Raw genomic sequence first — 26,061 nt, forward strand, 5'->3', positions numbered from 1 at the left:
TCTAAGAAAACAGCCCGTGTAATCATACACTTTTATGAATCAAAACACGGATTTACTAGGCCAGTTTAATGCATACTTCGAGCGGTTTCAGCCGATGTTTGGAGCCGTCTACAACTGCGATATTGAAGAAATTTTAATGGCAGCCAGAAGTGATGAGAAGTTTGCCTACCCACTTCTACACGTAGACATTCCGACCATCCGCACCCAGGATCATGCCAATGGTGCTTTTGCTCGTTATCGTGCTTCCGGGGTGGTGATGGTAAAAACCGATAGCTATCAAACCCGGGAACAGGTCTGGAGAGTAGCCATGCTCCTGGTTCAACAAGTGCTCAATCAATTCAGCGAAGATTCCCACGAAAAAGAAGACGTCATTGACTTCAACTATGGTGAAGTTGAGATTGAGGCTGTCAAGCCACTTTGGGGGGACGATGCCCTGGGATGGGAATTCAAATTTTCGCTTTTAATGCCTGCTTTAAGCCTTGCCTGATATGATTGACTTTTTAGACGCCGATCTTTCCTTTCGATCCCTGCAGCTGGCCAGAAACCGAATCGAGCACAACATTCAGCCGGCGGATCCGGAAGCAATTCCCGATCGTAGCCGGCTGAAATACTACCTTGAAATTCGCACGCCTGACTTTGCTGGATCCAGCACGTATGATACGCTGTTGACGCTACCCGGCCGGGAACGTCCAGCGATCATGATGAATGGCGTGCCTTCCTACGAGGGGGCCTACTTTCCCTTCCATACGGAAATTGATTCGATCCTTGAACGTAGTAAGCCTGTCTTTGGCCAGAAGGGTTTATTCGTCATCAGCTCACTAACGACTCCTTACATCCTGAAGGAATACGTTGAAAATGATGGTGAAGAAGTATCGACAGTAACCAATACCCCTGAGTGGGCCATCAAAGCGGGATTGCTCGAAGAAGATTTCCAGACGTGGGGGCCACGCTTCTTTTCTGAATACCAGCAGAAATATCGCAAATTTCTGACCTGGCAGCCCGATGGGGGAATGGTTTGTGGAAGTAGCGAAAATTACCTCTATTTCCTTATGAACTGTTCACCGATGCCTGATCAGGTCAACCTGAGGTTAGAGGTAACCAAGCTCGATGGCCAGCGTGAGACACGTACAGTTGACACCCTGGTTGGAGTCCAGTACTGCCAGATTGTGGGAGCGGCCGTCGGGCCAGCCGCTTTGGGTGTCGATACTGCAGACGTGTTGTCTTACCAGGTATGGCTTTCGTCTCAGAACACTCGTCGAATCAGTGAAGTCCGGACTTTTTATCCGGAACATCGATACCAGGCACAAACGCGATGCCTGCTGTTTTCAAATTCCTTTCACGTTTTTGATACGATCCGTCTGGTGGGCAAGGGAAGCGAGCAGCTTTCCGTCACCCGATCAACGGCCAGCCGGGAACGGCCGCAAAACGCAGGCATTGACTTCAGCGAAATGTACGTGATCGATCGGAGCGGCGATCGCCAGCTGACAGTTTCGACGGGGTATTTTCAAGGGGATGGAGCAGCTTACCTTCGCTACTTGGATGAATTGCTACTGGCTGAAGAGTGGTATTTGATCACTGAGAAAGGCCATCAACCCCTGGAGCTGCTAACGAATTCGATCCAGGATATCGAACCCAGCCCGGGCCTATTTGCCCGAACCTTTACCTTCCGCTATGCCTATGAGCAGAATAATTTCTCATCCTTACCGGTGGCTCCTGCAGCAGCTGTCCGGGAAACGTATTGGCGGGGCGTAGGCATCCAGCAAATTCTGGGCCCTACTGGACTTCGGACCGGGAAGGTTCGTCCGATCAAGCTGGAGAAACGCTATCAGGATGACGACTCCCTGGTTATTCCAACAGTAGTCAAACCCAACGTACCTGGTGATCCGGATTACATTGCTGCAGTCGAAATGCCTGGCATCGTTCCTGGAAGCTCACCTTTTCCAAGCAAAGCCATTAACAGAACTGGCTCCTACGCCCGCAAAAACTGTTCAGTGGGGCAAGTGGGCGGGCCAGCTCAGATAATCATCCCAGAAGGGACGTACGGCGGCGAAAACGAAGGAGAAGCCGACGCGTTAGCAGAAGCTCAGTTTAAATCACTCGACACGCAGGCTACGGCTGATCAATTAGGAACCTGCGTGATGGGTGGTCCGCAGTACTACATGCTCACTGTTCCACCGCCAGATGGCTTCTGGAACCTTCGCCTGGTTCGGCCGAAGAATAATGACTCAGGAATAGCCGGCGGCGAAGGCCTCATGACCGGCGATCAGAGCAAGCCTAGTCACGGTAACCGGTGGTACATGGCTGATTGGGCCGGCAAGCCGGGTAATTACGTCTATTTGAATTCGCCGCTGGATATGCTATTCCCGATCGGAACGCCGTATCGATTCGATGTTTCAGGCTGGAACATGCCGCTTACGATCCGGGTGTTTGTAAACGGCGGGGCCAATCCTGTATTCAGTTATTCAGTCGAACTATTACTCCAGCTGAATTCCAGTCAGCGTCGACCCCGTCGATTGTCAAGGTCGATCCATTCGCCGGCATTACTATTCCTTCTCAGGCCTTGGTTTATATCGATATCAGCTAATGTTAGAAGTTCGCATCAATGGCCAGGCAATTGACCTGGCCCCCGGGGGAACCACTTCTTTTGAGAAGATCAACCCTTTCTTTACTTACGAAGACATCTACACTGACCAGGTGCAAGTGCCTGCGATTCCGCTCAGCCAGCGGAATCGCAGGGTATTTGGATACATTGATCTGGTTCGTTTAGGATCCGACCTTCCCCGTTTTTTTCTTCAGAAGTTTTACAATGGCCAGCTGATCTACGAAGGGCAAGCCCTGGTGACGGACGTCACACCTTCGACGATCCAGATGACGGCCGTACAGCCCTTGGGTGAATTCTTTGGGGATGATCAGTTCACCAAGTTGCGTGAAATAGATCTTGGTACCACGCCGCTGCCTGAGGTGCTAACGCCGGTCATCGAAGTCGACGGCCAGCCAGCCTACTGCTTTCCTACGATTCAAAATTCAGAATACTATGGAACCAACGGTTCAATCATTTCCTACCAGGGAAGAGTCAACGACTACCAAGAGGGTGATTATTCTGGGCCACTCGTCCCAATGCCATTTGTCACGTTTGTGCTACAGAGAATCGCAGAACATACCGGTACTCGTCTCACCGGCACCTTCTTCACCGATCCTCGATGGAAGCAGCTCAGCCTTTACAACACCCGAGCTTTGGATGGTGCCGAAGAAATTACGCTCAGCAAGCATTTGCCTGAACTTACCCTGATCCAGCTGCTCATCGAGCTTCGCAAGTATTTGAACCTGGCCTTTGAATTTGATACGGTAGCACGGGTACTTCGCATCGATGCCACGGATGATATCCTTTCAACGCCGCCGGTTCAGGACTGGAGTAAGAAACTTGAAAAAGGGGGAAGAAAGATTATTGAACGCAACCGGCGATTACAGCTGGCAATGACCATCGATAGCGGGGATCAGCTGCAGAAGGATAAACCCGTAGAAATGGCCGATTACTTAACCCCTGAATTCGCTCCGGATTTAGGTATTGCCAAGCTTACTACAGCCTTCAGTACCTTACTCATTGATCAAAGCACTGGCCTGGCAGCTGCCAAACAAGTGGGATCCACCGAGCAATTCAGCCAGCTGGCCTCCAGTTGGATGCCCCGACTCCTGTTTTGGAATGGATTGAAAGATGGTTTGCCCCGGGCTTTACCAACGTTGGACGGGAAAACCCTGTACTGGAATGGCTCAGGAGGGGTATTTGAAACCTGCTGGCAGAAAACCGAAGCCCTAAGACGTCAGATGTGCTATTTCGATGCCACGATGATCATGACCGAAACCGATATTGCCAGGCTCAATTTCCGCCAGCCCGTACATGTGCAAGGGATGAATTATAGGGTAGTACGTGCTTCTGGATACCTGCCTTTAGCCAGTCCCGTTCGAGTATTATTGATAAGTGAATGAAACGGTTGATAACCTTTAGTATATTCAGTACATATATAATTACTCACACTTTAGACTTGTACAAAATGAATAAAAAACTACTTCTGATTCTATTATTCATTTCTAGCATATGCAATTCTCAAACTCTAATTGTAGACAGGAATGGAGAAAACGTCTTTAGTTATTACCAAGGGGGTACTGCAAAGTTTTCATTTACTACAGGAGATCCTTCAGGAATGCTTACATATGTCAAGCCATTGAGAAGATATTATTATTATGTAGATAGAGACACTACTCATAAGACTGTAGGAATAGCTAGAGGAATATCTGCTTCATTTTCTGTAAAAACGACTGATAAGCAGTTTTTTCTACAAAATCCTGCTGGAGTCAAGCCTAGTTATGAATTAAGTCTAGGATATCAACAATCTATTGATAAATTTTATAACATTGATCGTATCAGTAAACTTTCGAATCACTTAGAGGCGGCAATTGCATGGGGTGTAAACGTATTCGCTAAGATTGATGACGTAAATTTATATCAAATATCGACACTTTCTGAAAGTAGAGAGTATCCCAAATCCATTGGACTTAATACTCACTGGTCTCGCTATAAAAATAGGTGGTGGGTTTTTTCTATATCCGGGAAAGGAGAATATACTTGGAATACAGATAAATTAAATAAATATCAAAATAATACTCCAATATATGTAGATGATAAAATTATTGTTCTAGATGACTTTAGAGGATTATATGGGGATTTTAAAAGACAATGGAATTTTAGATATAGAGTGTCTTCTATTTTTATACCTTTCTCTTATATAGAGGATAGTGATTTACAAAGGTTAGGTATCACTCCATATTTTGTTCAGAATTTTTATGGAAAAAAAAGTGAATTTATATATGGAGTATCTATTAACTTCTTTGGTGAAAGAATTAAAGGAAAAAATTACAATTTTGCTGAAGGGTTTGGATTAGGTTTTGATTGGAATAGTCAGTTTTCCAAAACTCATATTTTTTTAAGTGGTACAATCAACTTCGGTAAAGTCAAAGATTCTGACTACAAAAACGGAATAAATAAATAATTTATACTAAATTGGATTTTTCAATTTTAATCCATATCAAAATGAAAGTATTTATTAGTTGGTCAGGTGAAAGAAGCCGTCAAGTAGCAGAATTACTGGATTCATGGCTTCAATGTGTGATTCAGGCTGTAGATCCATGGGTTTCTACCCATGGTATAAATTCCGGATCAGTTTGGTTTTTAGATATACTGAATAAGTTATCTGAAACCAGTGTTGGAATCATATGTTTAACAAAAGAAAATTTAAATAAACCTTGGATATTATTCGAAGCTGGAGCAATTGCAAAAGGGTTGCAGGCCAGTAGAGTTTGTGTTTTATTAGTCGATATTAAAGACAGTGATGTTAGAGATCCTTTAGCACAATTTAACAATACAAAACCTACAAAAGATGGATTACTTCATTTGGTTTCTACTATTAATTCAACCCTTGGTGATAAAAGTATCAAAGAAAAGGTTTTGACACAAGTTTTCAATACATACTGGGATCAATTTGAAAAGGATTTTAAAGCAATTATAGCCAGCACTACAGAGGCCAAATTAGAAGAGACTTCACCGCAAGATATACTGCCAGATGTGTATACTATATTGAAAAATATGGAAAAAAGAATGTTTTTTCTTGAAAGAGCTACAAATAGAGACAGGAATCCTGGGAACGAGCAGATCAATGAAATGTTACAACATACTTCTATTAGAAACAGAGAGCTGGAAGAAAGATTAAACTTGATGATTAAAGAAAATGAAATGCTAAGAAATGCACTAGTGAAACAGGAACGCTTGAATATTAGTCAGAACAAATAGATCCCGTCCTTTAAGTAGTCAAATAAGCCCCATAGTTTGCCCAAAAAAAGCAAATTATGGGGCTTTCTCTTTCCAACCAAAAGTTCATCTACCTGTTGGAACGCTACGTCAGGGAGGCCGTAGCTGAGTTCCAGCGTCGAATCCGCTCCAACGGACTGGTACTTTCGGGTGAAATGCTCGATGGTTTCCGGATCAGAGCAATGCAGGCTGCTCCCAACTACATCTCCCAGATGATTGAAACGGCCGGCTACTTCCGAATCAAAGATTTACGCTCGATGCATTACGCCCGGATGCCGCCCCAAGCAGCGATGGAGTATTACGTGGAAAAGATAGGGGTTCACAAATTCGCTTATGTGCCTGGCTATGAAGGTAAGTGGCCTAGCTCGGATACTATCGCTGTCGAACGCATTGCTTGGGGGCTTCGTCACGAACGGAAGCTAAAACCCGACGTAAAGCGGGGCTATCGCGGGATTTACAATGAAGTACTCAAAGGCACCATGATTGCTCTCAACAGCCAGGTCGCTCAGGCCGGTGCTCGCTTCGCCATTTCTGAAATCACCTCAATTCTCGAAGCTAACTAATGGAATTAAACGAAAAAGCCACCGTCGAACTTGGCATCGAGGGTAAGAAAGGCATGGCTGAGCTCGGTCAGCTGGAAGAAAAAGCCAAGGCCTTGAGAAAGGAACTCAAGGAAATTGAAAAGGACGATGCCCTGGGCAAACAGTCCGATCGCTGGAAGCAGACCCGTCTGGAGCTAAGCCAGATGGAAACCACTATTCGTGCTGTTAAAAAGGAGTTCGATCTGACCACCGCTACCTATGGCCAGATGGAAAAGCAGGTTCGCACGCTTTCAAAGGAACTCAAAACCCTTACCCCCGGATCCGCTGAATTCATCGCTAAATCGGCCGAACTGGCAAAGGTCAAAGCTCGCTTCGATGAAGTAAAAAAGGAGGTAGATGGTACTTCGAAGGCCTTGGAGGAAAGTGCAAAAAAGGTTGAAGCGTTCCAGAAAAAATTACTGGAAAGTAAGGATCAGAGCCTGACGTATGCTGAGCTAGGTCAAAAGGTAGATCTATTGAAAAAGAAGCTGGCCGAACTTCCAATTGAGAGCCAGGAGTTCATCGATACCACGAAAAAACTCCAGCAAACGAAGGCCGTCTATGATGAAGTATCTAAGAACGTTAGTGGTACCACTGAAGCATTGACCAAGAGTGCCAAGGCTGCTGCTGACTTTGAAAAAAAGCTACTGGAGACGGAAGATTTGAAACTCACTTTCGAGCAGATTGGTCAGAAAGTTGAAGTACTTCAGAAAAAATTGGGTGGATTGGCCCCCGAATCCCAGGAGTTCATCGATACCAGCAAAAAACTTCAGCAAACCAAACAGTACTACGACAACGTCAAAAAGTCTGTTGACGACGTAACCAAGGAGATCAACGATCAGATCAAGGCAACGAAGAATTCAGAGCTTTCCTACGGTGATCTCAAGAAGAAAGTCGAAATCCTAAATGCAGAACTCAAGGAGCTGAAGCCTGGTACTGAGCAGTTCATTGCAGCCACCAAAAAACTGGCTCAAACGCAGGCGGATTTGGGTAAAGTTGAAGATGATGTCAAGAAGATTTCCAAGGAGTTTAAAAATGGTGAATCTGGTATAATCGGCTATATCAAAACCTTCACCACTGGCTTCAAAGGTATTTTGGCTGCATCCGGGATCCTATGGCTTCTGGATACGATCATCTCAATTGGGAAAGTTATTTTCGAGGATACGGCAAAGTTCGAAAAGTACGAGGCTGTTCTTACCAACGCGTTTACCAAACCAACGAAATCCGCTGCTGAAGCGAAGGTCGCTGCTCAGCAGGCAGCTGCTGCAGCCAAGGAGTCCATGCTGGCCCTGCAGGACATGGCAGCCAAGACTATCTACGGGGTTGAAGAGCTGACGGACGGCTACGTCAAGATGGTTAACCGGGGGATATACCCAACCAAAAAGGAGATGATGGCCATGGCCGATTTGGCAGCATCTCAAGGGAAAACCTTCGATCAATACGTAGAAGCTTTATTGGATGCTCAAACCGGCGAAATGGAACGTTTGAAGGAGTTCGGGATCCGCGGTAAAAAGGCCGGTGATGATCTGAGTTTTTCCTTCAAAGGAGCCACTACCGAGGTAAAGAAAATGGGCGATGGATTCGACGTGGTCATTAATGGTAAAGTCGTCAAATCCTTCAAAAATCAGGAAGAAGCAGTCAAGGCCGCAATGGTATCGATGGGCCAGATGCAAGGTGTCGCTGGATCCAACGCGGCCATGATGGAAACCATGTCGGGCAAAGTTTCCAACATGAGTGACGGCATGCAGGCTTTACGCGTGATCATTGGTGACGGGCTAAAGCCGGTCTTTGATTTCTTTCTGAACCTGATTTTAAAGGGTATCAATTTCATTATTGAGATGACTGAAAAGTCTGGGCCCTTTAATGCGATCCTTAGTGAAATGGGGGTATGGTTTGGTAAGTTGGGTGACCTGGTCATGCAGCTCGTTTATACGCTTTTCCCAGGCCTGCAGAATCAGACGGCTTCCGCTGGCAATACGATGAAAGTTCTAAGCGGGGTAGTGGCTATTCTTCAGACCGCCCTGGTTGCGATCGTAGTTACGGTGGGTACCCTGATTAATGCATTCCAGTTGCTGCTTTCCGGCGGTGAAGCTTTAGGTAAATTTTTCACTGGTGACTTTGCTGGTGCTACGGCTGCCTGGGAGCAGGTAAAACAGCGTGGTACCAACATCGTGAAAGGGTTTACCGATGGCTTTGATTCAGTGAAAAAAGCCTGGACTGGAGCCTTCGTCGATGCCCCTAAGAAGGTAACCAAGGATGCTGAACTTGCGGCCGGCCAGCTGTCAGATAAAACGCAGAAAGTTATTTCTGATTCGGAAAAGAAAGCAGCTGAAAAACGTGCTAAGGATTCTCTCAAAGCGACTCAGGATTCCATTAAGCGTACGGATGATCTGAAGGTAAAAGCGATCGAAAAAGATCTGGAGCGTGAAAAGGAAGCCGAAGAAATCCGGCATAAAAGGGAGTTGCTACGGATTCAGAACTCCAAGGCCTCCAAGTCTCAGCTGCTCAAGGAAACCGAAGCTGAAGAAGAACTCCATACTCGCAATGTCGAAAAGATCAAAGCGGATGCTCAGAAGCGTCAGGATCAGTTAACCGAACGCTGGCTGGAGGATGAATTCGTCAAGAAGATCAAGAAAGCACAGTCGTTTGCCGAAGGTGAATTAACGATCGCTCGGAAGTCGATTGCCGATAAAGAGCAACTGGCTCAGATGGAGCTGAAGATTCAGAACTGGCTGAAGACCGAAATCGATGGTATTCGTAAGGCTCAGGGCGAAGATGAAGCCAAGACGGCCATCAATCGTCAGAAAGCTCTCAATGAGTACGCCCGGCTGACCATGGAGATGGAAACGGACGAGCTGAAGCGTAAGGAAAAGAAGGCTGAACTCGAAGCCAGTTATGAAAGGATCAAAATTGAGAAAACCATCACCGATGAAAAGGAGAAGGCTGCTGCTCTGAAAATACTCGAGGCGACCCTTAAACGGGATATCGAGTTGATCCAAACCGAATATGCCACCCGTAAGCGGGATCAGGATGCCAATATCCGGAAGCTGGAGTATGACGCTCAGGTAGCCCAACTCAATAGCATGGAGGCCTTGGCCGGTAATAATGCTACGAAGCTGCTGGCCATCAAAAAACAGCGTCTGGATCTGGACTTCCAATACACGAAAAAGAGTCTGGATGATGAGCAGGCCGCTGAAGAAGAAAAAGCCCGTAAGTCGGTTTCGGATAAGGAAGTCCTGGAACAAACGCTCACGGCCATTCAATCCAAGTATGATGCCCTACGCAAAGCGAACCAGGATCAAAGTAACGCGGATATAGCTGCTGCTGAAGCTGAAAAGTTAGAGCAGCGTCGTAACCGGTTTTCTGCGTTCACCGATGCTATCAATGATCTGGATCAAGGGAATTATACCGGTGCCATCGGCCGGATCGCTTCCCTCTTTCAAAAGGATACGGCTTCCCTTTCGGCCCGGGCCAAAGCGGCCATGGAGTACGCCGAGCAGGTCGGTGCCATCGCTACGGCTGCCACCAATTTCCTCAATAACCTGGCTCAAAAAAGAGCCGATCGGGAAATCGCGGAATCTGAACGCGTAAAGAACCAACGCCTGGCTGATATGGACGCTGAGCAGAAAGCCCGTCTTCAACAGATCGAAACGGAGAAGGCTGCTGAAATGGAGCGTCTGGAGCAGGAGCTGCTGGCTAACCGGCTTTCAAAGGCTGAACTCACCGACCTGAATAACCAGTTTACCCGGGAAAAAGAACGACTGGAGCTGGATTACCAGGCGAAGATTAAAGCCGCCCGTGACCAGGGTAATAAGGAGGAAGCCGAACGCCTGCAGAAGGAACGCGATGATAAGGTTTTGACGGTAAAAGAAAACCTGTTTCAAACCAAACTCGGAGCGGACGAATCCAAGAAGGTAGAGCAGGAGCTGGCTGATAAGAAGACTGAAATCAATAAAAAGTACGACGATCAGACTATCGATGCCAAGGAGAAATTCGAGGCGACCAAGAAGGATATTGAGGATAAAGCAGCCGAAGAGCAGCGTGCCGCAAAGCTCAAGGCCTGGAAGGCTCAGCAGAAGGCCGACATTGCCACAGCGGCCATTAATGGGGCCGTCGCTGCCATCAAAGCCCTGGCCTCTGGTATCTTCCCTTTGAACCTGGTGTTCATGGCTGCTACGATCGCAGCCAGTGCGATTCAGATCGGGATGATCAAAGCCCAACCAACGCCAACCTTCGCCGGCGGTGGTAAGGTTCACAATGCCGGCGTGCTCGAAGGGAGCCGGCACGGATCACGCCCGGGCGAAGCCGGCATTGCCATGGTTGACCGGGTCACCGGCCGTGAAGTAGGTGAAGCTGAAGGAGGGGAGTATATGTACATTCTTTCCCGGGATGCTACCAAGTACCATCAGCCCCTTCTAGATCAGTTAACCTGGCAAAGCCAGAATAGAAAGCTTCAGCCTATCAACTATTCCGTACAGAATCGATCGTACCGGGATGGAGGCAAACTCAACAGCGATGGAGGTGCGTATACCAACTACGTTCCCGTCGCTCCGTTCTGGGAGAAGACCTTCGCGTTGTTTGGTAGCAAGAAACGTAAGGAAGCAGAACGAATGAAAGCCGAAGCTCAGGCAGAAGCTGATAAAGCTCAGGCCGACGCCGACGCTATGATGGCTGACATCGGAGCCGGTGGAGATGGAGGTGCATTAGCCAATTCGGCCGAAGCCCAAGCCATGGCTGCTCAGGCGAAAGAACAGGGTGAATTGCAGCTGAAATACCTCAATCAGATCGCTTCGGGTACAGAGACCAATACCAGGCTTTTAGAGCAAATTTCAGGAAACACCGGGGCTAACGTTGCCGCCACTCGTGGCGTAGAAGGAGCTGTGTACAACACGAACCAGGCTGGCCGGTTGGATGCCATTATCGGTGGAATTTCATCTTTATCTGGAAAATAATTATATTTAAAAACTCATTTCCTATGCACTTCAAATTACTCGTTAAACGACTTCTTTTCGAGCTTTTCTTCTGGACGTTCAGTCCAATTCCGTACCTGTTTTATGTCATGCGAGCTTTCCGAACCAATCGGTGGCATGGCAACATTTGGGCCAAACTTCTGCTCATTCGACAGGCTGCCTACGATCGGGTTTTCAACCAATACAAGTTTCCTCGAAAGCCCTAAATTCTCCAAGTAAAACCGGCTTGAATTAACCTACCCACTGCCCCCAATTGTAAAACTTAACTAATCGCTGTCCGCTATGCGTCGTTGTAAATTTTTTATCCCGGTTCCTACCTATGTAGAGAAATATTTACTGCAAACTCATTTGTTGAAAGATGGAGTGATTGAACTCAGAAGAGACGAGCCCTTAGGCCGACTTGTTGAAGCATTTGCTGAGAAAAACTACACTACGATTTCGACGAAGAAGCCGAAGGAATGCCATGTCGTAGTGAGCATTTATCAGGATGCGAAGTTGCTCCACATCCCGCCCGCCCGGGCCAAAGCCCTAGGCCTGATCCTGAAGGAACAGTTCGAGCAGGCCGTTATTAACTTCTGCTTATCCGGATCCTTTTTCACCAAATCGTATGAACCACACGTTCGCCGGTTCTTCGAGATGTACGGGATTACTGAAGACGAGATATCGATTAACTCGACTGCAAAAATCGTCAAGGACTGGGAAACGAAACTGGAGTCAAATCAGAAGAAACAGCAAGGAGATTTGATCTTTTATCAGCCACTTTTAGAGGCGGTCTGATCAAAAAAAATAAAAAAATTTTGCGACGATCCGTCAGCGTTTTCGGCGTTTTTGCTCCGAATACGGAGTTTGGTCAGCAAATGCGACGTTTTGTAAGTCTCTGATTTGTGGCATTAGTTCTATTAATCAGAGACTTACAGAAAGATAAAATTTTAAAAACCTGTAAAAACCCGTCCGCTTCAGAACAGTATGGGAATACCAAATATTCAGGTTGGGGGCTGGCTAGGAAAGCCGGCCCCTGGCTTTTTAGCTCGACTCATTTTAGTCGATATCCGGGATGTGGTGCGAATCGATCTGCCAACGACTCCCTTACCTAATTATACGCTTAAAAGTAATGCCATCCTGTATAAGCCTGGTACCCTCTTTCACCTGATCAGGTTCCCTTCCAAAGAATGCACGTTAACTGAAGAACAGGATGAAACGGGGGATGGAATGCTATACACCCCGGCACTATCAGCTAAAGTACCCCGAAATACGCCGGACCTGGCTGCCTGGATTGCCACGCATCAGGGCAAACGCTGGCTGGCCATGTGGAAAGAACGATCGGGTTTGATGGGGGTAGCCGGTGAAATAGGCAATGGCCTAGCCCTTTCTGTCAGTAGAAGCATCACCGATCAAAACACAACTTTACTTTCCCTGGCTGGCCAGTATACGCATCCCTACTACTATATACCGAAAATGCCACAGATCGAGCTACCATCGGGCTTTTCACCGGGCTTTAGCTCAGGATTTGGGAAGTAAAACCGTCCTTTTAATCAGGTCAATCATGCCGGAAGTTCGTATCCACTTATTACGAAACTCTCAGCGACGGCAGCATGACCGGACTATCATTCTCAGGACTATGGTACATTAACGCAGATTTCGCCTCACAAATGGGCGGGATCATCTTTCCCCGTCTTCAGGCGGGGAAAGACCCGTTCCCGCCTCACCTAATCCAGGCTTCAAACTCGAATACCGCTCCAAGACCTTCACTAGTTAACACAAAAGACGAATACGGTGATTTCAGTGAAGATCGCTGGTATTTGAAACAGTTTCAGAAGGCCGGGGGCGGGGATGTAGCTGTTTTTCCCATCGAAGGCAGCATGAGCCGCAATGGCTACTGTAACATGGGTAATGAGCAGCTTGCCCGTATCGTTGCCTTAGCGAAAAACGAACCCTCCATTCGAGCAGCAGTCGTTCGCCCGAACACACCTGGTGGAACCGTCGATTCCACTCGCATGCTCACCGAAGCTTTCATCGACTTTCAAAAGAGCAAGCCCCTTATTGCTCAAACTCCCTTCTGCTGCTCAGCAGGCTATTTCTCCATCAGTAACGTACAGGAAATCTGGTTAGAAGACCAAACCGAAACCCGCGTGGGTTCGATCGGGGTACTTGCCGTGTACATGGATGAAACCAAAGCCCTTGAAAAACAGGGTTTGAGCGTACAAATCATCCGGGCTGATGGTAGTGAGCAAAAGAGCCTCATTAATGGTATTGAGCCTCTAACCGACGAGCTGAAAGCTCAGATGAAAGAGGAAATGAATGAAGCCCGTCAGGAATTTATCGGCTTCGTTCGCCGGGGCCGTGCCGGGAAGATCACATCTGATGAACCCTTTACCGGGGCCGTTTTCAAAAACAAGAGAGCAATTGAGCTGGGTTTGGCTGATCGCATTGGATCGCTTTCACAGGCCATCACCCGGGCCAGGCAACTAGCGTAATCCCAAAACTTAATATGTCAAAGCAAACCAAATCCATCACTCAGTTCATGAGTGAAAACTTTTCAAAGTCATCCAAGGCGATCTCGGAGCGACTCAACACGGAAGAGTACAACGAATTCACCTCCGAAGCGAAAGGAGCTTCAGATCGTATCGAGGCATTGCAGGATGGTAATACCAAGCTCGATGCTGATTACAAAGCCGAAATGGCCCGGGCCAATACGGCTGAAGCCAGCCTGGCTGAATTGCAGGGCAAGTACAATGCTCTTGAAAAGAAGAACAGCGATCTGCAGGCGACCAACACCAAACTTCAAGGCTGGTACGATGGCCATAAGCAAGGCCTCGATAATGCTACCAGCAAAGATGAAGCCGGTAACGTAGCTGGAATGCCAGAACACATTTCAAAGCTTTCAGCAACTCACCCCGACCGGGTTTCCTACGAAATGGTCGTAGCTAACCAAGCGAAAAGAAAGTAAGAAAATTATAGTAAAAGCCTGATAAACAATAGATAACAAGAGGCCCCGCGTGCTCCCCGTCCGGTCAATTGACCGGACATGGGAGCCAGGGCAAATCAAAAAAACGTATGCCCCAAAATTATTCCACCCCCGATGTTAGCTCACTTCCTCAGGACGTGATGCGATTGGTTGAAGAGAACCCACGCTTGATTACTGACATTGTTCAGCTTGGTTTTGAATCTCTTCAAAACGACTTTACAGTCAGTTACCTGCAGGACGAATCGTACCTGTATTCGCTGACTGCCTTTGATGTGGCCCGGGTTGCTGATGATGATTTCAAACCACAAAAAGCTTCAGCTCTTGGTCTTCGCAAAGCCAAGCTTCAGGACGTTGATTATGATTTCTTCATCCCCCGTTCGCAGGTTATTTCGATCGCTCTTTCGCACGTTCGCAAATTTACTGACGTGACGGACCTGAATGCAGCACTGGATAACCCCTTGGCTCTCATGTTCTTACAGGAAGTGCTGAAGGCTCAGGGTAGTTTCATGCGTCAGAATGGTTCGTTCAAGGGTAGCCGTAATGCCGCTGGTATTGGAGCCGGTAGTGCAATCGATGGTATTCTGAAGAAATTCTCAGCCGGTGTTGCTACCGACGAAGATATCCCCGAAGAGCACGTGGTTACTCCAGCGGCCGCTTTGGATGATGAGAACACTTACGACCACGTTCAAGATTTGTGCGATGCCGTAGTGAAATACAAGGAGGATCTTCTGGATTATCCCTTAGAGTTCCGTCTGTCTAAGGCTACCAAGCAAAAGTACGATCGTAACCGCCGGGCGAAGTTCCCCCAACACGTGAAGCCAGGCGAAGAAGCCACGAGTCCTGACGAATACTCAGGAATCAAATTTGTGACGGATCCTGGTCTGGCCAATAAAGAAACCACCCTGATTACGCCTAAAACGAACTTGATTTTCGGGATGGATAGCAACATTGGCGTTAACAAGATCACCGTAAAGGATGATATGAAAGGCCTGAAAGTGAACGTATTCTTCCGTGGCTTATTCGATTATGCTTACGGAAATTTCGTTTTCCATAACGGCAAGTACTAGGGTTTAGCCACCTTCTTTTCCCCCAAAGTTTAAACTAGGAATTCCGGCCGTAACCGCCGGAATTCTTCTCCTCAAATTCAAGTAAAAGCCATGAAGAAAAAATTAAAGGATTACGGTTTCCTGCTGGGCTTTTTAGCCCTGGGAGCATTCCTGTTTGTTCAGGATTTGTGCAGTCAGTTGTTCACCGCCCCCGGAAACATTGGTGATACAGTGCTAGGCCTTACGGCCCTGGTAGGTCTTCGCCGGAAAACGGGTGGAGCTAAGCCTGGCGGTAATAAGCGTTTGTACATCGCTGCAGTAGACTGGTTCCAGGACCAGGAATTCCCTACCTACGCAGATGGATTAGCCGGTGAAATTACGGGTGATATTCCACTTCTTCAGCTGCCAACACCGATGAAGTTCATCGAAGTCCAGGCCGCCTATGATAACACCAAGTTCAATTTTGCATCGAAGGGTAAAGTAGGTTCTCAAAGCTTTGAGCAGACCATCACGTTTAAAATCAACCGGATGGATAAGGAAGCGATCGCTTTTGCTACCAGACTTTTGAACGTGCCGGTGGTGATCATCGCTCGGGGTATGGATAACATCAATTATGTAATTGGTAATACCGAAAGCCCACTCGAGCTGGAGAGCAACGCTGACTCTGGAGCCAAAGGGTCTGACGAGAAATTCATCACATTCACCTGCAAGAACGACGGTTATATGCACCCCGTATTACCGCTTGCAGACGACGTAGTCTTCCCAGTGGAAGCATTGCCTGCAGCCGCCTAGCAGGATCCCGGATGGTCCGCCAGCCATCCGGTTTTTTATACTCTTTTCTCCAATCTTAAAGTTCGATAAAGCTCATGCTTAGCAAATACGAAATCCCTGCAGACAAATTAGAAGATGCCAAAAAAGAACACTGGTGCGTCAAAGGCCGCGTCATTAACGCCACTCAGGTAGATAGTGATGAAGTCGCTGAAAAGCTAGTCAGAAATGGCTCTAAAGTCTTTCAAGAAAAAAGTACAGAACCTATACACAAACCCACACAGTTGTCCCTGGTTGCTACTGAACCGGCACCAGAAGTAAAAACAGAAGTAGCACCTGAACCTGCAGTTGATACTGAAGTAGTAAAAGCGGGAGCAACCGCGAAAAAACAAACCACTAACAAATAATCTAACCAGGTTAAGAACTAACGATTAATTCAGCAGCGAAGAAATAGCCCGAATGGAATCGGGCTATTTTTTTAACCAAACTTTCCTATGGCATCACTCGTAAAACTCAACGCACAGCTGCACCTGGCTCAGCTAGCTTTTTCTAAAAATCCATCTGAAGGGAATCAAGCAAAAATCGACGAACTGCTTGCACAGATCAGTGAACTTTCTGTAATTGCTGATGATTCCAAACAATCAAATCAGCGTCCTGGTTATACCTATGATGAGTCAACAGGTCAATGGATATTAGATCAAACCGGGTCGACTGAAGTAAAAAAAAGGAGGGGAAAGCACCCGCCAAACCTCAGGCTCCCAAGGCACCGGCACCCGCCAAACCGAAAGAACCAGCAAAGCCCAAAGCACCGGCGAAACCAAAGGCACCAGCCAAGGAGCAGCCAGCACAAACGCCTCCAGCACCGGCGGCCAATCAAGGGGAGTTGACGAACTCCTCACAGAGCTCCGAAGAGTCAACCGAGAAGCTTCCCTCAGAAGCAACCAACTCGCAGACACAGACGGAGCAGAACGAGCAAATCTCGTAAAAGAGATACTAAAGCTCGACGAAGAACACGGAGGACTTCAAGAGGAGTATGAAAATGCCCTAAAAAGCCTCGAAAAAAAGTAAACAGCTGTTTTTCGTAACTTGCTCAGAATCAAAATTTTTAAATTTTCGCGGCCCTCAAAAGTAAACCAAGAGGCACGTTCGACTGATCGCCCTTTAGCATTCGCAGCTTGCCGAACAGCAATAAAAAAGATTAGCTGATAAAGGGTAGTAGAATAGTCTTTGAACAATTAAGCTTTAAGAGATACATCAATTTATTAAAAGTACCGATAGTTGTAAATGATTATCTTGGTACCTTAGTAAGATAATCATTTACAACTATCGGTCTTTAGCAGTGTGCAGTTGTCAAAAGCTCATATATTAGTTAGAATATTGCATTCTATATTTAACTCTTAGTAACTGATCTTTAATAGTCTTTATAGTGCTAGGAGACAGGTCCTGATTACCATAAAAAAATGCTTTCCATTCGGCTACACCATCTAAAACACAATGCTTTAGGAAGTGTAAAATCACATCAGAATTACCTTGAATATCTAACCAATGTGGATGTTTTACGTTGACTATAATTATTATTCTCTCTTTAGAAGATGTTGAATTTTGAATTACATAAGGGTCATGTACTGACATATCACTAGAGATATATAGATCAACAGTTAGTTGTGTTCCAACACTTATAATATATTTGTTTGATTCTTTATGTGTAATTCTATTTAATACAGAATCGTTACTCAATTGCACAATCTCATCTGGTAAAATCTCAATTGAAGTTAGAATCCCTGCGAATAAAGGAGATTGTAATTCATATTTAATAGAATCATAAGCTTCATAGATACCTTTATTCTCATCGATACTAGTATCAAGATCTTCTGTATGCCTAAGCGTTTCCGCAGCATTCTTCAGGTGTGCTAGTTCTTCTAATAGTTTAAATTCTAATTGTTCTTCTTCGTCATCAGAGAAAAGAATAGAATCTTTGGTATGGCTTACATCAAAATCATCCATAAATATTTCTCCAAAAAGACGCTGATTCACAAGGTTATTACTACCTCCTTCTTGAGTGCCGAATAATGTTTCAGGGCGATAAGAATCAGGCCATCCTTTTATTACCCGATTATATTGAAGCTGTGAAAATCCCGCTTGTGATCTACTTCCTCTGAACAAAACTCCCGCCCAACCGTTAACACGTTTACCGTTAATTTCAAAGTCAAAATCTGTTTTGTAGGGCGTGCCGTCTTGAGGGTTATTAGCTATCTTGCTAAAGAGATTATCATAATCCCATGTTAAGGGTTCTCCTCTTAAATTTAGCTTCAAAGTGCCACTTGATAAGTCCATTCTATACATAGACTGTAGGTAATTTTTTACCTTGGTAACAGACTTACCTTTAATTGTCCTATTTAAAAGTTCAATAACGACAGTAGTTCCATGTTCTTCTAAAGGGGCATCCGTTTCATGAAACTCTAAACTCAAAGATCCTGTGGCAATTTTAGCAGCCTCTAATACTACTTTATACTTTTTAGGATGATTTAATCGCTTAGTGGTTATAGTCCATTTTTGACCAAACCAAAATGAAGCAGTTTTCATGCCTAGTCCATATTTGGATCTTCCATGAGTATTTGTAGGAGGTAATCCTACTGTAAGAGCATTTTCTAAAATGGTTAAATCCATGCCAATTGAATTATCGGCAATAGATATAAAATTGTTCGTTCCTGAAAATGAAAAATCTATATTGACTGTAAGAGAAGTTTCCTCTATATTATAACGCTCATCTAGTACTTCTCTATTAGAAAAATATGCCTGAGTCGCATTATCCACAAATTCTGCCAAAGCATGCCATGGAGTATATGATAGTCTTTGATATGAAAGAATAACTTCGCTTCCAAATTGAATATCCATCACTAATTGATTTTGAGGTGAAACCTAGCTAGAGAATCTTTTTCCAGAGATATTGTATCTCCTTCTTCATAAACTTTGTTTGGAATTAAAACATAATCTTTGCCTGTCAAAATAGGATTGGCTCCCACTGAAGAAATATAGACTTTGTTTCTTAAAGTTTTCTTTTTCCAAACAGTTATTCTAGATGTATGATCATAAATGCTAAACTCAACATCATCAGCGATTCCATTTAATATATCGGAGTTTATTACCGTTAATACATTTGAAGCACCAGGTGCGTTAATTTTGCAATGGGAGGCTTCAATTTTAACGTATGGATAAAAACCGTTTATTCTATATAATTCAGTAGAATTCGTATTTTTAAATATCTGGAAAACACATAATTTGACCCCAATCTTGTTTAATTCATTATGGAGTTTAGTATTAGTAGGGTTTTGATCTATTATGACCATGACCTTTGGAGGGATATTGTCTATCAAATTGTAGACCTTAGATTCATCAAAACTAATTCCTACTTCTTCACCTTTTCGGACAATGTATTTTGATAAGACCAAAGAGTTGAATTCTGGATTTTTAAATACGTTAACTTGATCAATAATATGATTTAATGTATGGCTTATTTTTTCAACCTCAATAAACCACCATTCTTTGTAATTTTTATCGATCATTAATAAGTCGGGCCTTTTTGTATCTTTTCCAGATACAATGTCATACTTAAACGAGATGACATTGTATTCAGCAAAAACCTCTTTACAATTTTGAAGTATTTTATTTTCTAAATCTGTTTCAGATATACTAGAAACTAAGTTTAATTCTTCGTACCAGCAGTCGTTAGGTTGAGAGATTGGATGATAGACCCGTGCCATAATTATTATAAATTAAAATATCGTCATAAATTAAATCTTCCTTTAGAACCATCAATGTAAGATGCGTTTTTTTCTAAGCTAACCCACTGCCTCCCTAATGACTCTGAAACAAATCCAGTTGTATTACTTCCAGAAAATGGGTCAAAGACTATATCATTTTCATCTGTTAGAAATCTTATAAAGAACTCCGCAATTTCTTTAGGCATTCTAGCTGGATGAACAGGAAACTCATTGTCTTTGCAGTACTTAGCATATTGCGTATCACTACTAGTATTTGAAAGTGAAAATACATTTGATGGTATCGAGCCATTGTTATTTGATAAAAATGATTTTTCACCAATAACGTGCTCAGATGGTCTTACCCCTGAATTGTATTTTTTGCTACTAAGAAGCTGCTTCATCGATTCACTATATTCATTTAAAACCTTTTTATTATCTGCTTTAGGATACTCAATTGGAGACATCCACCAAATATTGGTAAATGAGTCCTTTACTCTAATCCTGCGTATATTTACCCATTCTGCTGGACTAGGTAACTTTGCTGTGTTGTTCCATATGAATTGTTGGCATAAATTATAATCTCCAGCATCTAAAAATGCCATCAATGACTGTAAAGGTAAAATGGACATAGCTGGACTACCTTTAACCCAAGAATTCCCTATCTCAATCACTATTGAGCCGTCTTCTTTTAAAAACTTCCCTAGTGACTTAGCTACATTTTCCATCCATTTCAAATAGACTTCTCCTTTGAAGTTACCATACTTTTTTCTCCTGACTAGGGGAAATGGGGGGGATGTGAAAATGAGACTGACTTTTCCATAGTATTCACTTAAAGCACCATCTTGAAATATTTCTTCAATTTCACCATGATAACTAACTCCTTTCGCAGTACTGAAAGCAACTTCCATTTCAAGATTAGATTTTAATCTGGCAAAACAAACAAGAAAGTTCGCCTGACGATGATTTTTTATTTAGAATTGTTTATTTTATTAGTTATGTTGCTGATTATCAGTAATATAAATTTATATATGTAGGCACTGTTTTTAGATTGCCACTATGCCTACATATATAATATATATTTAATACTCAGATTTCAGACCCCTTCCTCAAATGAGCAGTATCTTTCAAGATTCGGATTTCTAATATTTTAGCGTAATGCTTCTGAGTCGTAGATACTGAACTATGGCCTAGGATTCGACTAACTGTTTCCAAGGGTACGTTATTGTTAAGTAGATACATACCTGCTGTTTTACGACCAACATGACTTGTAATAGGGAAATCAGCCTTAAGTAGAGGTTCTAGAAGGTGTAGATGCCTGTTCATGGTATGGACATCAGGGACTGGAAGTAAACCCTTGTATTTTTTAAGTAAAGCTTCTGCTTCGGGAAGCAATGGTATTAAGCATGCATCAGGATTTTTCTTACGTTGTTTATATCGGAAAATTTTGATAATAGATTCGCCTTTAAAATCCTTCAAATGCTTAACTGGATCAAACTGACTCAATTCGGCATATGCCATACCTGTATAACATTGAAAGAGAAAACAATCTACTACTTCTGCTAATATGCCATAGAATTGAGTTTTACCTAAAATGAACAGTTGGGCATCGTCGAGATAAAAAATAGGTTTTGGTGGGTCTTGTTTTAATTTTAATGAATCGATAGGATTTGAAATAGTCCAGGCTTTTCTTTTAGCAAAATCGAATACTCTACTTAAATTTTGAAGGTTTTTGACAGCATGGTTTTTGCCATGCTTCTTGGAAGTCATTAAATATCTAAAGTATTGTTCGGCCATGTTATGAGTGAAATCAAACAAAGCTATATCGTTCCTTTTCATCTCATTCTCAATAAAATCTTGGACGTGCTTTTTGTAACTATACCATTTTTCGATCGTCTTGACTTCGAGACCGTCTTCTGCGTTTTGGTTTTCCTCTAATTTGTCCAAGAAACGCTGATATGTAGTAAGTAGAGTAGGGACGGCTTCGTTACCTTTTAAATATTTTAACCTGACTATATTAGCAGAGCAAGGTTGGTTTAAAAGTCGTAAAGAATTGAAAATTTCCTTGATGTCCGTTCTAACGTTTTCTAACGTAGAATTATCCTGTTGTACTTCTCTAGAGGATCCTTTAATTCTTTGAGTTTTAGAATCCCATTTTTCAGGGATTACATCCACACCAGTGGTGAAATCTGAGGCAACTTGTCCATCAACACGAATTCGTGCATAGATTTTTACAGGGCGGGTTTTGTCAGTAGTCGATGTTAATCGAAGTTTGAAATTGACGCTTAACAGCATTCTTTTTTAGGCATAACCGATTTTTTTAAGTGTTTGTAAATCTTTGCCTTGATAAAAGATAATACTTGCACTTAAATAAATCTGTCAAGTGGTAAAGAAGTATCGACGTACCCTCGATTCAAAAATGTGCCTCGATAGGTACCTTTTGGGGTCACGATGTACCCTCAATCTGAAACGGTGCCAGTAAATGTGCCTTCAAACAAAACGCTGATTAAACGGTAACTAAAAAGGGTACACGTCTTGAACTAAATGTCTGAAAACAAAAAAACCGCTGACGAATCAGCGGTAAGAAGGATGTTGATCAATCGTTGAGCCTCCTACAAGACTTGAACTTGCGACCTACGCATTACGAATGCGTCGCTCTACCAACTGAGCTAAGGAGGCGTTTGGTGGCACAAAGATAGGGTTTAAAAAAGGCCCTTGTCAAGCCCTGTGCCAATATTTTATTGATTCAAGGTTGAAATTTGTATAGAAAGCCCCGGTTATTCTCCGTATTTACCCCCAGCACGTAGAGTTCACCTTGTTCATCCTCACCGAAACTATACACCTGCCAGTTGGCCGGACGACTACGCGGCTGTACTACGCCCCGGGGCCAGGTTTTGCCCTTCGATTCCGTCAGATACCAGATTGGGCCCGACCAGTCGGCGAAGATGTATTTGCCCTGCAGAGCCGAAATGGCCTTGCCCCGGTACACAAAACCGCCCGTGATGCTGATGCCTTCGCTGTGCGGATATTCCGTAATCGGATCGATGTAATTTTTGGGATCGGGGTCTTTCTCGTTAAAGGGATGATACCCCTCACGCACCCGCCAGCCGTAGTTGCCGCCTTTCGTGATGAGGTCTACTTCCTCGTACTGATTTTGTCCGACGTCACCGGCGAAAAGCTTACCATTGCTCTTGTCGAAGCTAATCCGCCAGGGATTCCGCAGGCCATACGCGTAAATCTCGGGTCGTGCCCCCGCCTGAGCTTTGAACGGATTGTCCGCAGGAATGGCGTAAGGAGCTGTATTGACATCAATCCGCAAAATCTTACCCAGCAAAGTATTCATGTTCTGACCGTTGCCGTGCTCGCCGTGGCGGTCATTCGCTCCGCCGCCGTCACCCACGGCGATGTACAGGAATCCATCCGGACCAAATTTTAAATCGCCGCCATTGTGGTTCGATTCCGGCTCGTTGAATTCCAGAACCAGCTTACCGCTTTGCGGATCGGCTGCGTTTTTGTTACCCGATACCGTAAATTCCTGAATCACACTTTTGTGATTGCCGCCGCCCTGCGATCTGGCACTGTAGTACACGTAAAACTTGCCATTCTTGACGTACTGCGGGTGAAAAGCCAGTCCCAGCAGGCCGCGTTCATCGTAGCCGTTGTTTTTGATGACCACCTTAGTAAGATCCAGAAAAGGCTGGGCGACGAGTTTATTTTGATCGATGATGCGTATACGTCCGACTTGTTCGGTTACGAACAGACGACCCGATCCGTCACCGGGTACGGCAAAAGCCGTAGGCAAATCCAGCTGATCGGAGAGGAGTTGCAGTTGTACGGCAAGGGGCTTTTCAGCCTGCGTCTGCTCGGGCGACTGACAGGCCACGTACCCGCAGTTCAGGGTCAGGCTCAGTCCTAGTACAAGAAAAGATCGAAGCATAGGGTAGGAATCATTAAGTATACGTCATGGTCTAAAATAAAAATACCAGCCCCGAAAACGGCAGCCCATTTCCCGCAATAAGTCACCCGGGCGTTCTTTCCTGCTGGCCGAATTTTTTAGCCCTAAGGTTTGATCACCATCTAACGTTAACGCTATGGCAGCTACTCCAAATCAGTCGCAAACCAATCCGGATGAAACGCGTGACCTACAGCAAAGGGCTCACGAACAACTCACTGCTCAGGAACTGGAAGAAATCAGAAAACAGGGCCAACCCTTAACCGAAGCTCTCCTGCAGGAAATTTTGGAACGGCGTAATAAGTAAATTGGTAAAGCTAAAATCGTCAGTCAGGGTAGAACCAATATGCTCAGCCGGGTTGTTGCGTTGTGATCTGTCGGCGGATTTCGATCAGGGCTGTGATGTCAATCGCCGTACAGACAATGCTAACTACCCGGCCTTTCTGGTTAAATAAGGGCGTGTACGAATAGCTAAACCAGAATTCCTGCAAGCGATCACCGACCTTAATGTATACATTACCTTCGGAAGTGTGATAGGCGTTTCCCGTGCGGAAAACATCCTGAAGAATCGCCATGAAGGGCTGATCCGTAAATTCGGGTACGGCCTCGAGTAGGGGCTGACCTATAACCGAAGCCTCTTTGCCCAGGATCTGAAGCATGGATTTATTGATGGTCTCAATGGTCAGTTCCCGGCCCGCCAGGACCGCCGTGGGAGCCGGAGAATTTTCCACGATGGTACTCCAGTGGCGTCGGTTGGATTCCAGTTCCTGCCGGGCCAGTACCAGCGAGGTAATGTCCTGAATAATGCCCGAAAAACGGTAGGCATTGCCGTGCTCATCAAAGAACGCCTGTCCTTTGGCATGTACCCAGCGTAACTTGTAATCTTCGCCGCCAATGGTTCTGAATTCAATGTCGTAATCACCCAGCGACTTCGGATTTAAGGCCCAGGCGATGGCCTGATCGACGCGGGTTTGATCGTCCGGGTGAATATACTCCAACACGATCTCATAAGGAACTTCTACTTCCCGGACAAAACCGTATAACTCCCGGCATCGCTCATCCCACCAGACTTGTTTTCGTTCCAGGTCCATATCCCAGGTGCCCACCTGAGCGGCTTGCAGGGCGAACGAAAGACGTTCTAAATCGGAAAAGCGACTTTTACGTGATGGAAAAGATGGGTCACTACTCATATTGAATTGTTGCTTCTAGCACACGGAAGATAATAGGTAGGGAGCCACGCAAGAAATAGGGACGAAAATCTTTTTTGTCTATGGAGTAATAGTACTAAAAAAGCGGGTTTCGGGATGCTTAATCTTGGGGGGATTGTTTGGCAAAGGGGGATGGAAGTGTAGAAACAAGGTCCAGAGCCGCCCGCCCGCTCTGGTGGGTACGCAACGTAGCAGGAACAGCGTCGATCCTCACGTGCCGCTTATTAATGCTGGATGAAGGAGTTCGCCCAGGCCGGAAGTCGAGTGACGCTATAAACTCTACGAGTCCAGATTTGATTCACGCTTAATGACATCAGGGTTAGGTAGGAATGACCGCAATTCAATAAAAGCCAGACGGTATACCTGAAAGGAGAAATGCCTTTCGACTTGATACCTACAACGGCTGAGGAAAGAACTGGGCGACCGCTACCAAGGGATAAGGATACCGAAGCAAAAAAGGGGTGGCAAGGGAAAAAGAATATGGGAAATTCCTTATTTATACGTATATCGTACATCGACTCTTAAACAATGTCCACGCACATGGCAATTCCAGTTTATATTGAAGAGGTAATTACCGAAGTAAAAGTATGGCTGGTGACGCCAGACAGTATAACTCCCCAGGGCAAATTAATCGATGCGTATTACACCCGCAATCCGCCTCAGTTTGTGGAAGGAGAAACCATCACCCTGTTCGAAAACGGTAAAAAATTAAGCGGCCTGTATAACTTGGTAAAAGTGTATAAAGTCTCCAAAGCATTATCGGTATACAATGAAGAGGTAGGAGAACGAGCCCACGAAGAAAACAGAAGAGTGATGCTGGATATCGTTCTTAAACAGCTACCTCGACAGGGGAGTAGGGTGGAGGATAATGGATGAGGTGGGGTACCTAATCTACCTGCGTTTTGGGGTTAAGGTACTGTTAAGAACAGGGGTATGGAATGGTATTACGAATC

Annotated in this window: 23 protein-coding genes and 1 tRNA gene; 17 read left to right on the top strand and 7 right to left on the bottom strand. The window is 44.9% G+C overall.

Features of this window, described 5'->3' with window-relative positions; translation table 11 throughout:
• Positions 1–34 precede the first annotated feature (34 nt).
• The 15 genes from BWI93_RS10240 (at position 35) to BWI93_RS10310 (ending at position 16,597) form a co-directional block, all read left to right on the top strand.
• Positions 35–487, top strand: a complete 453-nt coding sequence (locus BWI93_RS10240; RefSeq protein WP_094810923.1) for a hypothetical protein — start codon at positions 35–37, stop codon at positions 485–487.
• A 1-nt stretch (position 488) separates the two neighbouring features.
• Positions 489–2,618, top strand: a complete 2,130-nt coding sequence (locus BWI93_RS10245) for a hypothetical protein (protein WP_094810925.1) — start codon at positions 489–491, stop codon at positions 2,616–2,618.
• On the top strand, positions 2,584–3,984 hold the full coding sequence (locus tag BWI93_RS10250) for a hypothetical protein (RefSeq protein WP_094810927.1): 1,401 nt from the start codon (positions 2,584–2,586) through the stop codon (positions 3,982–3,984). Before BWI93_RS10245 ends, BWI93_RS10250 begins: the two co-directional genes overlap by 35 nt.
• 65 nt (positions 3,985–4,049) lie before the next feature.
• The gene (locus BWI93_RS10255; RefSeq protein WP_141217424.1) at positions 4,050–5,045 is read left to right on the top strand and encodes a hypothetical protein; all 996 of its coding nucleotides are present in this window, start codon (positions 4,050–4,052) and stop codon (positions 5,043–5,045) included.
• A gap of 41 nt (positions 5,046–5,086) precedes the next feature.
• Entirely contained in the window at positions 5,087–5,842 is a 756-nt protein-coding gene (locus BWI93_RS10260) for a TIR domain-containing protein (RefSeq protein ID WP_094810931.1), read from the top strand.
• A gap of 56 nt (positions 5,843–5,898) precedes the next feature.
• Positions 5,899–6,423, top strand: coding sequence for a hypothetical protein (locus BWI93_RS10265; RefSeq protein WP_094810933.1), 525 nt, complete (start codon positions 5,899–5,901; stop codon positions 6,421–6,423).
• A complete protein-coding gene (locus BWI93_RS10270; RefSeq protein ID WP_094810935.1) occupies positions 6,423–11,393 on the top strand; it encodes a hypothetical protein in 4,971 nt (1,656 codons plus the stop codon). The genes BWI93_RS10265 and BWI93_RS10270 overlap by 1 nt, the downstream gene beginning before the upstream one ends.
• Before the next feature lie 23 nt (positions 11,394–11,416).
• The gene (locus BWI93_RS10275) at positions 11,417–11,617 is read left to right on the top strand and encodes a hypothetical protein (protein WP_094810937.1); all 201 of its coding nucleotides are present in this window, start codon (positions 11,417–11,419) and stop codon (positions 11,615–11,617) included.
• 76 nt (positions 11,618–11,693) lie between these two features.
• Positions 11,694–12,188, top strand: a complete 495-nt coding sequence (locus BWI93_RS10280) for a hypothetical protein (protein ID WP_094810939.1) — start codon at positions 11,694–11,696, stop codon at positions 12,186–12,188.
• A gap of 189 nt (positions 12,189–12,377) precedes the next feature.
• Positions 12,378–12,929 (top strand): hypothetical protein, encoded by a 552-nt coding sequence (locus BWI93_RS10285; RefSeq protein WP_094810941.1) that lies wholly within the window; start codon positions 12,378–12,380, stop codon positions 12,927–12,929.
• A 74-nt stretch (positions 12,930–13,003) separates the two neighbouring features.
• The gene (locus BWI93_RS10290; RefSeq protein ID WP_094810943.1) at positions 13,004–13,885 is read left to right on the top strand and encodes a S49 family peptidase; all 882 of its coding nucleotides are present in this window, start codon (positions 13,004–13,006) and stop codon (positions 13,883–13,885) included.
• Between the two features lie 14 nt (positions 13,886–13,899).
• Positions 13,900–14,358, top strand: a complete 459-nt coding sequence (locus tag BWI93_RS10295) for a hypothetical protein (RefSeq protein ID WP_094810945.1) — start codon at positions 13,900–13,902, stop codon at positions 14,356–14,358.
• A gap of 107 nt (positions 14,359–14,465) precedes the next feature.
• Complete coding sequence (locus tag BWI93_RS10300; protein ID WP_094810947.1) at positions 14,466–15,443, top strand: hypothetical protein; 978 nt, start codon at positions 14,466–14,468, stop codon at positions 15,441–15,443.
• Between the two features lie 90 nt (positions 15,444–15,533).
• Positions 15,534–16,214, top strand: a complete 681-nt coding sequence (locus BWI93_RS10305; protein WP_094810949.1) for a hypothetical protein — start codon at positions 15,534–15,536, stop codon at positions 16,212–16,214.
• 74 nt (positions 16,215–16,288) lie between these two features.
• Complete coding sequence (locus BWI93_RS10310; RefSeq protein ID WP_094810951.1) at positions 16,289–16,597, top strand: hypothetical protein; 309 nt, start codon at positions 16,289–16,291, stop codon at positions 16,595–16,597.
• A 958-nt stretch (positions 16,598–17,555) separates the two neighbouring features.
• Here BWI93_RS10310 and BWI93_RS10320 read toward each other — a convergent pair.
• The 6 genes from BWI93_RS10320 to BWI93_RS10345 form a co-directional block, all read right to left on the bottom strand.
• Positions 17,556–19,085 carry an ATP-binding protein gene (locus BWI93_RS10320; protein WP_094810955.1) on the bottom strand — a complete coding sequence of 510 codons (1,530 nt, stop codon included), beginning with the start codon at positions 19,083–19,085 and terminating at the stop codon, positions 17,556–17,558.
• A 2-nt stretch (positions 19,086–19,087) separates the two neighbouring features.
• On the bottom strand, positions 19,088–19,951 hold the full coding sequence (locus tag BWI93_RS10325) for a hypothetical protein (protein WP_094810957.1): 864 nt from the start codon (positions 19,949–19,951) through the stop codon (positions 19,088–19,090).
• Positions 19,952–19,974: 23 nt separating this feature from the next.
• A complete protein-coding gene (locus BWI93_RS10330; RefSeq protein ID WP_094810959.1) occupies positions 19,975–20,859 on the bottom strand; it encodes a site-specific DNA-methyltransferase in 885 nt (294 codons plus the stop codon).
• Between the two features lie 178 nt (positions 20,860–21,037).
• A complete protein-coding gene (locus tag BWI93_RS10335; RefSeq protein ID WP_094810961.1) occupies positions 21,038–22,243 on the bottom strand; it encodes a site-specific integrase in 1,206 nt (401 codons plus the stop codon).
• Positions 22,244–22,554: 311 nt separating this feature from the next.
• A tRNA-Thr gene (locus tag BWI93_RS10340) sits at positions 22,555–22,627 on the bottom strand.
• A 67-nt stretch (positions 22,628–22,694) separates the two neighbouring features.
• Positions 22,695–23,885: a sorbosone dehydrogenase family protein gene (locus BWI93_RS10345; RefSeq protein WP_094810963.1), complete on the bottom strand. Its 1,191-nt coding sequence runs from the start codon at positions 23,883–23,885 to the stop codon at positions 22,695–22,697.
• A 154-nt stretch (positions 23,886–24,039) separates the two neighbouring features.
• Between BWI93_RS10345 and BWI93_RS27750 the strand changes: the two genes are divergently transcribed.
• Positions 24,040–24,207, top strand: coding sequence for a hypothetical protein (locus BWI93_RS27750; protein ID WP_158242705.1), 168 nt, complete (start codon positions 24,040–24,042; stop codon positions 24,205–24,207).
• 43 nt (positions 24,208–24,250) lie between these two features.
• Here the strand turns inward: BWI93_RS27750 and BWI93_RS10350 are convergent, their stop codons facing one another.
• Positions 24,251–25,090 (bottom strand): PAS domain S-box protein, encoded by an 840-nt coding sequence (locus BWI93_RS10350; RefSeq protein WP_094810966.1) that lies wholly within the window; start codon positions 25,088–25,090, stop codon positions 24,251–24,253.
• 558 nt (positions 25,091–25,648) lie between these two features.
• Here BWI93_RS10350 and BWI93_RS10355 point away from each other — a divergent pair.
• Positions 25,649–25,984 (top strand): hypothetical protein, encoded by a 336-nt coding sequence (locus BWI93_RS10355; protein WP_094810968.1) that lies wholly within the window; start codon positions 25,649–25,651, stop codon positions 25,982–25,984.
• The last annotated feature ends 77 nt before the right edge of the window (positions 25,985–26,061 follow it).

Source organism: Siphonobacter sp. BAB-5385 (genome assembly GCF_002261125.1).
Classification (GTDB): domain Bacteria; phylum Bacteroidota; class Bacteroidia; order Cytophagales; family Spirosomataceae; genus Siphonobacter.

Bases quoted from the DNA above. Each gene is read 5' to 3' on its own strand.
- BWI93_RS10285 (WP_094810941.1), top strand. From the start codon at position 12,378: ATGGGAATACCAAATATTCAGGTTGGGGGCTGGCTAGGAAAGCCGGCC.
- BWI93_RS10310 (WP_094810951.1), top strand. From the start codon at position 16,289: ATGCTTAGCAAATACGAAATCCCTGCAGACAAATTAGAAGATGCCAAA.
- BWI93_RS10260 (WP_094810931.1), top strand. From the start codon at position 5,087: ATGAAAGTATTTATTAGTTGGTCAGGTGAAAGAAGCCGTCAAGTAGCA.
- BWI93_RS10335 (WP_094810961.1), bottom strand. From the start codon at position 22,243: ATGCTGTTAAGCGTCAATTTCAAACTTCGATTAACATCGACTACTGAC.
- BWI93_RS10355 (WP_094810968.1), top strand. From the start codon at position 25,649: ATGGCAATTCCAGTTTATATTGAAGAGGTAATTACCGAAGTAAAAGTA.
- BWI93_RS10280 (WP_094810939.1), top strand. From the start codon at position 11,694: ATGCGTCGTTGTAAATTTTTTATCCCGGTTCCTACCTATGTAGAGAAA.
- BWI93_RS10265 (WP_094810933.1), top strand. From the start codon at position 5,899: ATGGGGCTTTCTCTTTCCAACCAAAAGTTCATCTACCTGTTGGAACGC.
- BWI93_RS10275 (WP_094810937.1), top strand. From the start codon at position 11,417: ATGCACTTCAAATTACTCGTTAAACGACTTCTTTTCGAGCTTTTCTTC.
- BWI93_RS10330 (WP_094810959.1), bottom strand. From the start codon at position 20,859: ATGGAAGTTGCTTTCAGTACTGCGAAAGGAGTTAGTTATCATGGTGAA.
- BWI93_RS10305 (WP_094810949.1), top strand. From the start codon at position 15,534: ATGAAGAAAAAATTAAAGGATTACGGTTTCCTGCTGGGCTTTTTAGCC.
- BWI93_RS10295 (WP_094810945.1), top strand. From the start codon at position 13,900: ATGTCAAAGCAAACCAAATCCATCACTCAGTTCATGAGTGAAAACTTT.
- BWI93_RS10245 (WP_094810925.1), top strand. From the start codon at position 489: ATGATTGACTTTTTAGACGCCGATCTTTCCTTTCGATCCCTGCAGCTG.
- BWI93_RS10240 (WP_094810923.1), top strand. From the start codon at position 35: ATGAATCAAAACACGGATTTACTAGGCCAGTTTAATGCATACTTCGAG.
- BWI93_RS10350 (WP_094810966.1), bottom strand. From the start codon at position 25,090: ATGAGTAGTGACCCATCTTTTCCATCACGTAAAAGTCGCTTTTCCGAT.
- BWI93_RS10270 (WP_094810935.1), top strand. From the start codon at position 6,423: ATGGAATTAAACGAAAAAGCCACCGTCGAACTTGGCATCGAGGGTAAG.
- BWI93_RS10325 (WP_094810957.1), bottom strand. From the start codon at position 19,951: ATGGCACGGGTCTATCATCCAATCTCTCAACCTAACGACTGCTGGTAC.
- BWI93_RS10250 (WP_094810927.1), top strand. From the start codon at position 2,584: ATGTTAGAAGTTCGCATCAATGGCCAGGCAATTGACCTGGCCCCCGGG.
- BWI93_RS27750 (WP_158242705.1), top strand. From the start codon at position 24,040: ATGGCAGCTACTCCAAATCAGTCGCAAACCAATCCGGATGAAACGCGT.
- BWI93_RS10255 (WP_141217424.1), top strand. From the start codon at position 4,050: ATGAATAAAAAACTACTTCTGATTCTATTATTCATTTCTAGCATATGC.
- BWI93_RS10290 (WP_094810943.1), top strand. From the start codon at position 13,004: ATGACCGGACTATCATTCTCAGGACTATGGTACATTAACGCAGATTTC.
- BWI93_RS10345 (WP_094810963.1), bottom strand. From the start codon at position 23,885: ATGCTTCGATCTTTTCTTGTACTAGGACTGAGCCTGACCCTGAACTGC.
- BWI93_RS10320 (WP_094810955.1), bottom strand. From the start codon at position 19,085: ATGGATATTCAATTTGGAAGCGAAGTTATTCTTTCATATCAAAGACTA.
- BWI93_RS10300 (WP_094810947.1), top strand. From the start codon at position 14,466: ATGCCCCAAAATTATTCCACCCCCGATGTTAGCTCACTTCCTCAGGAC.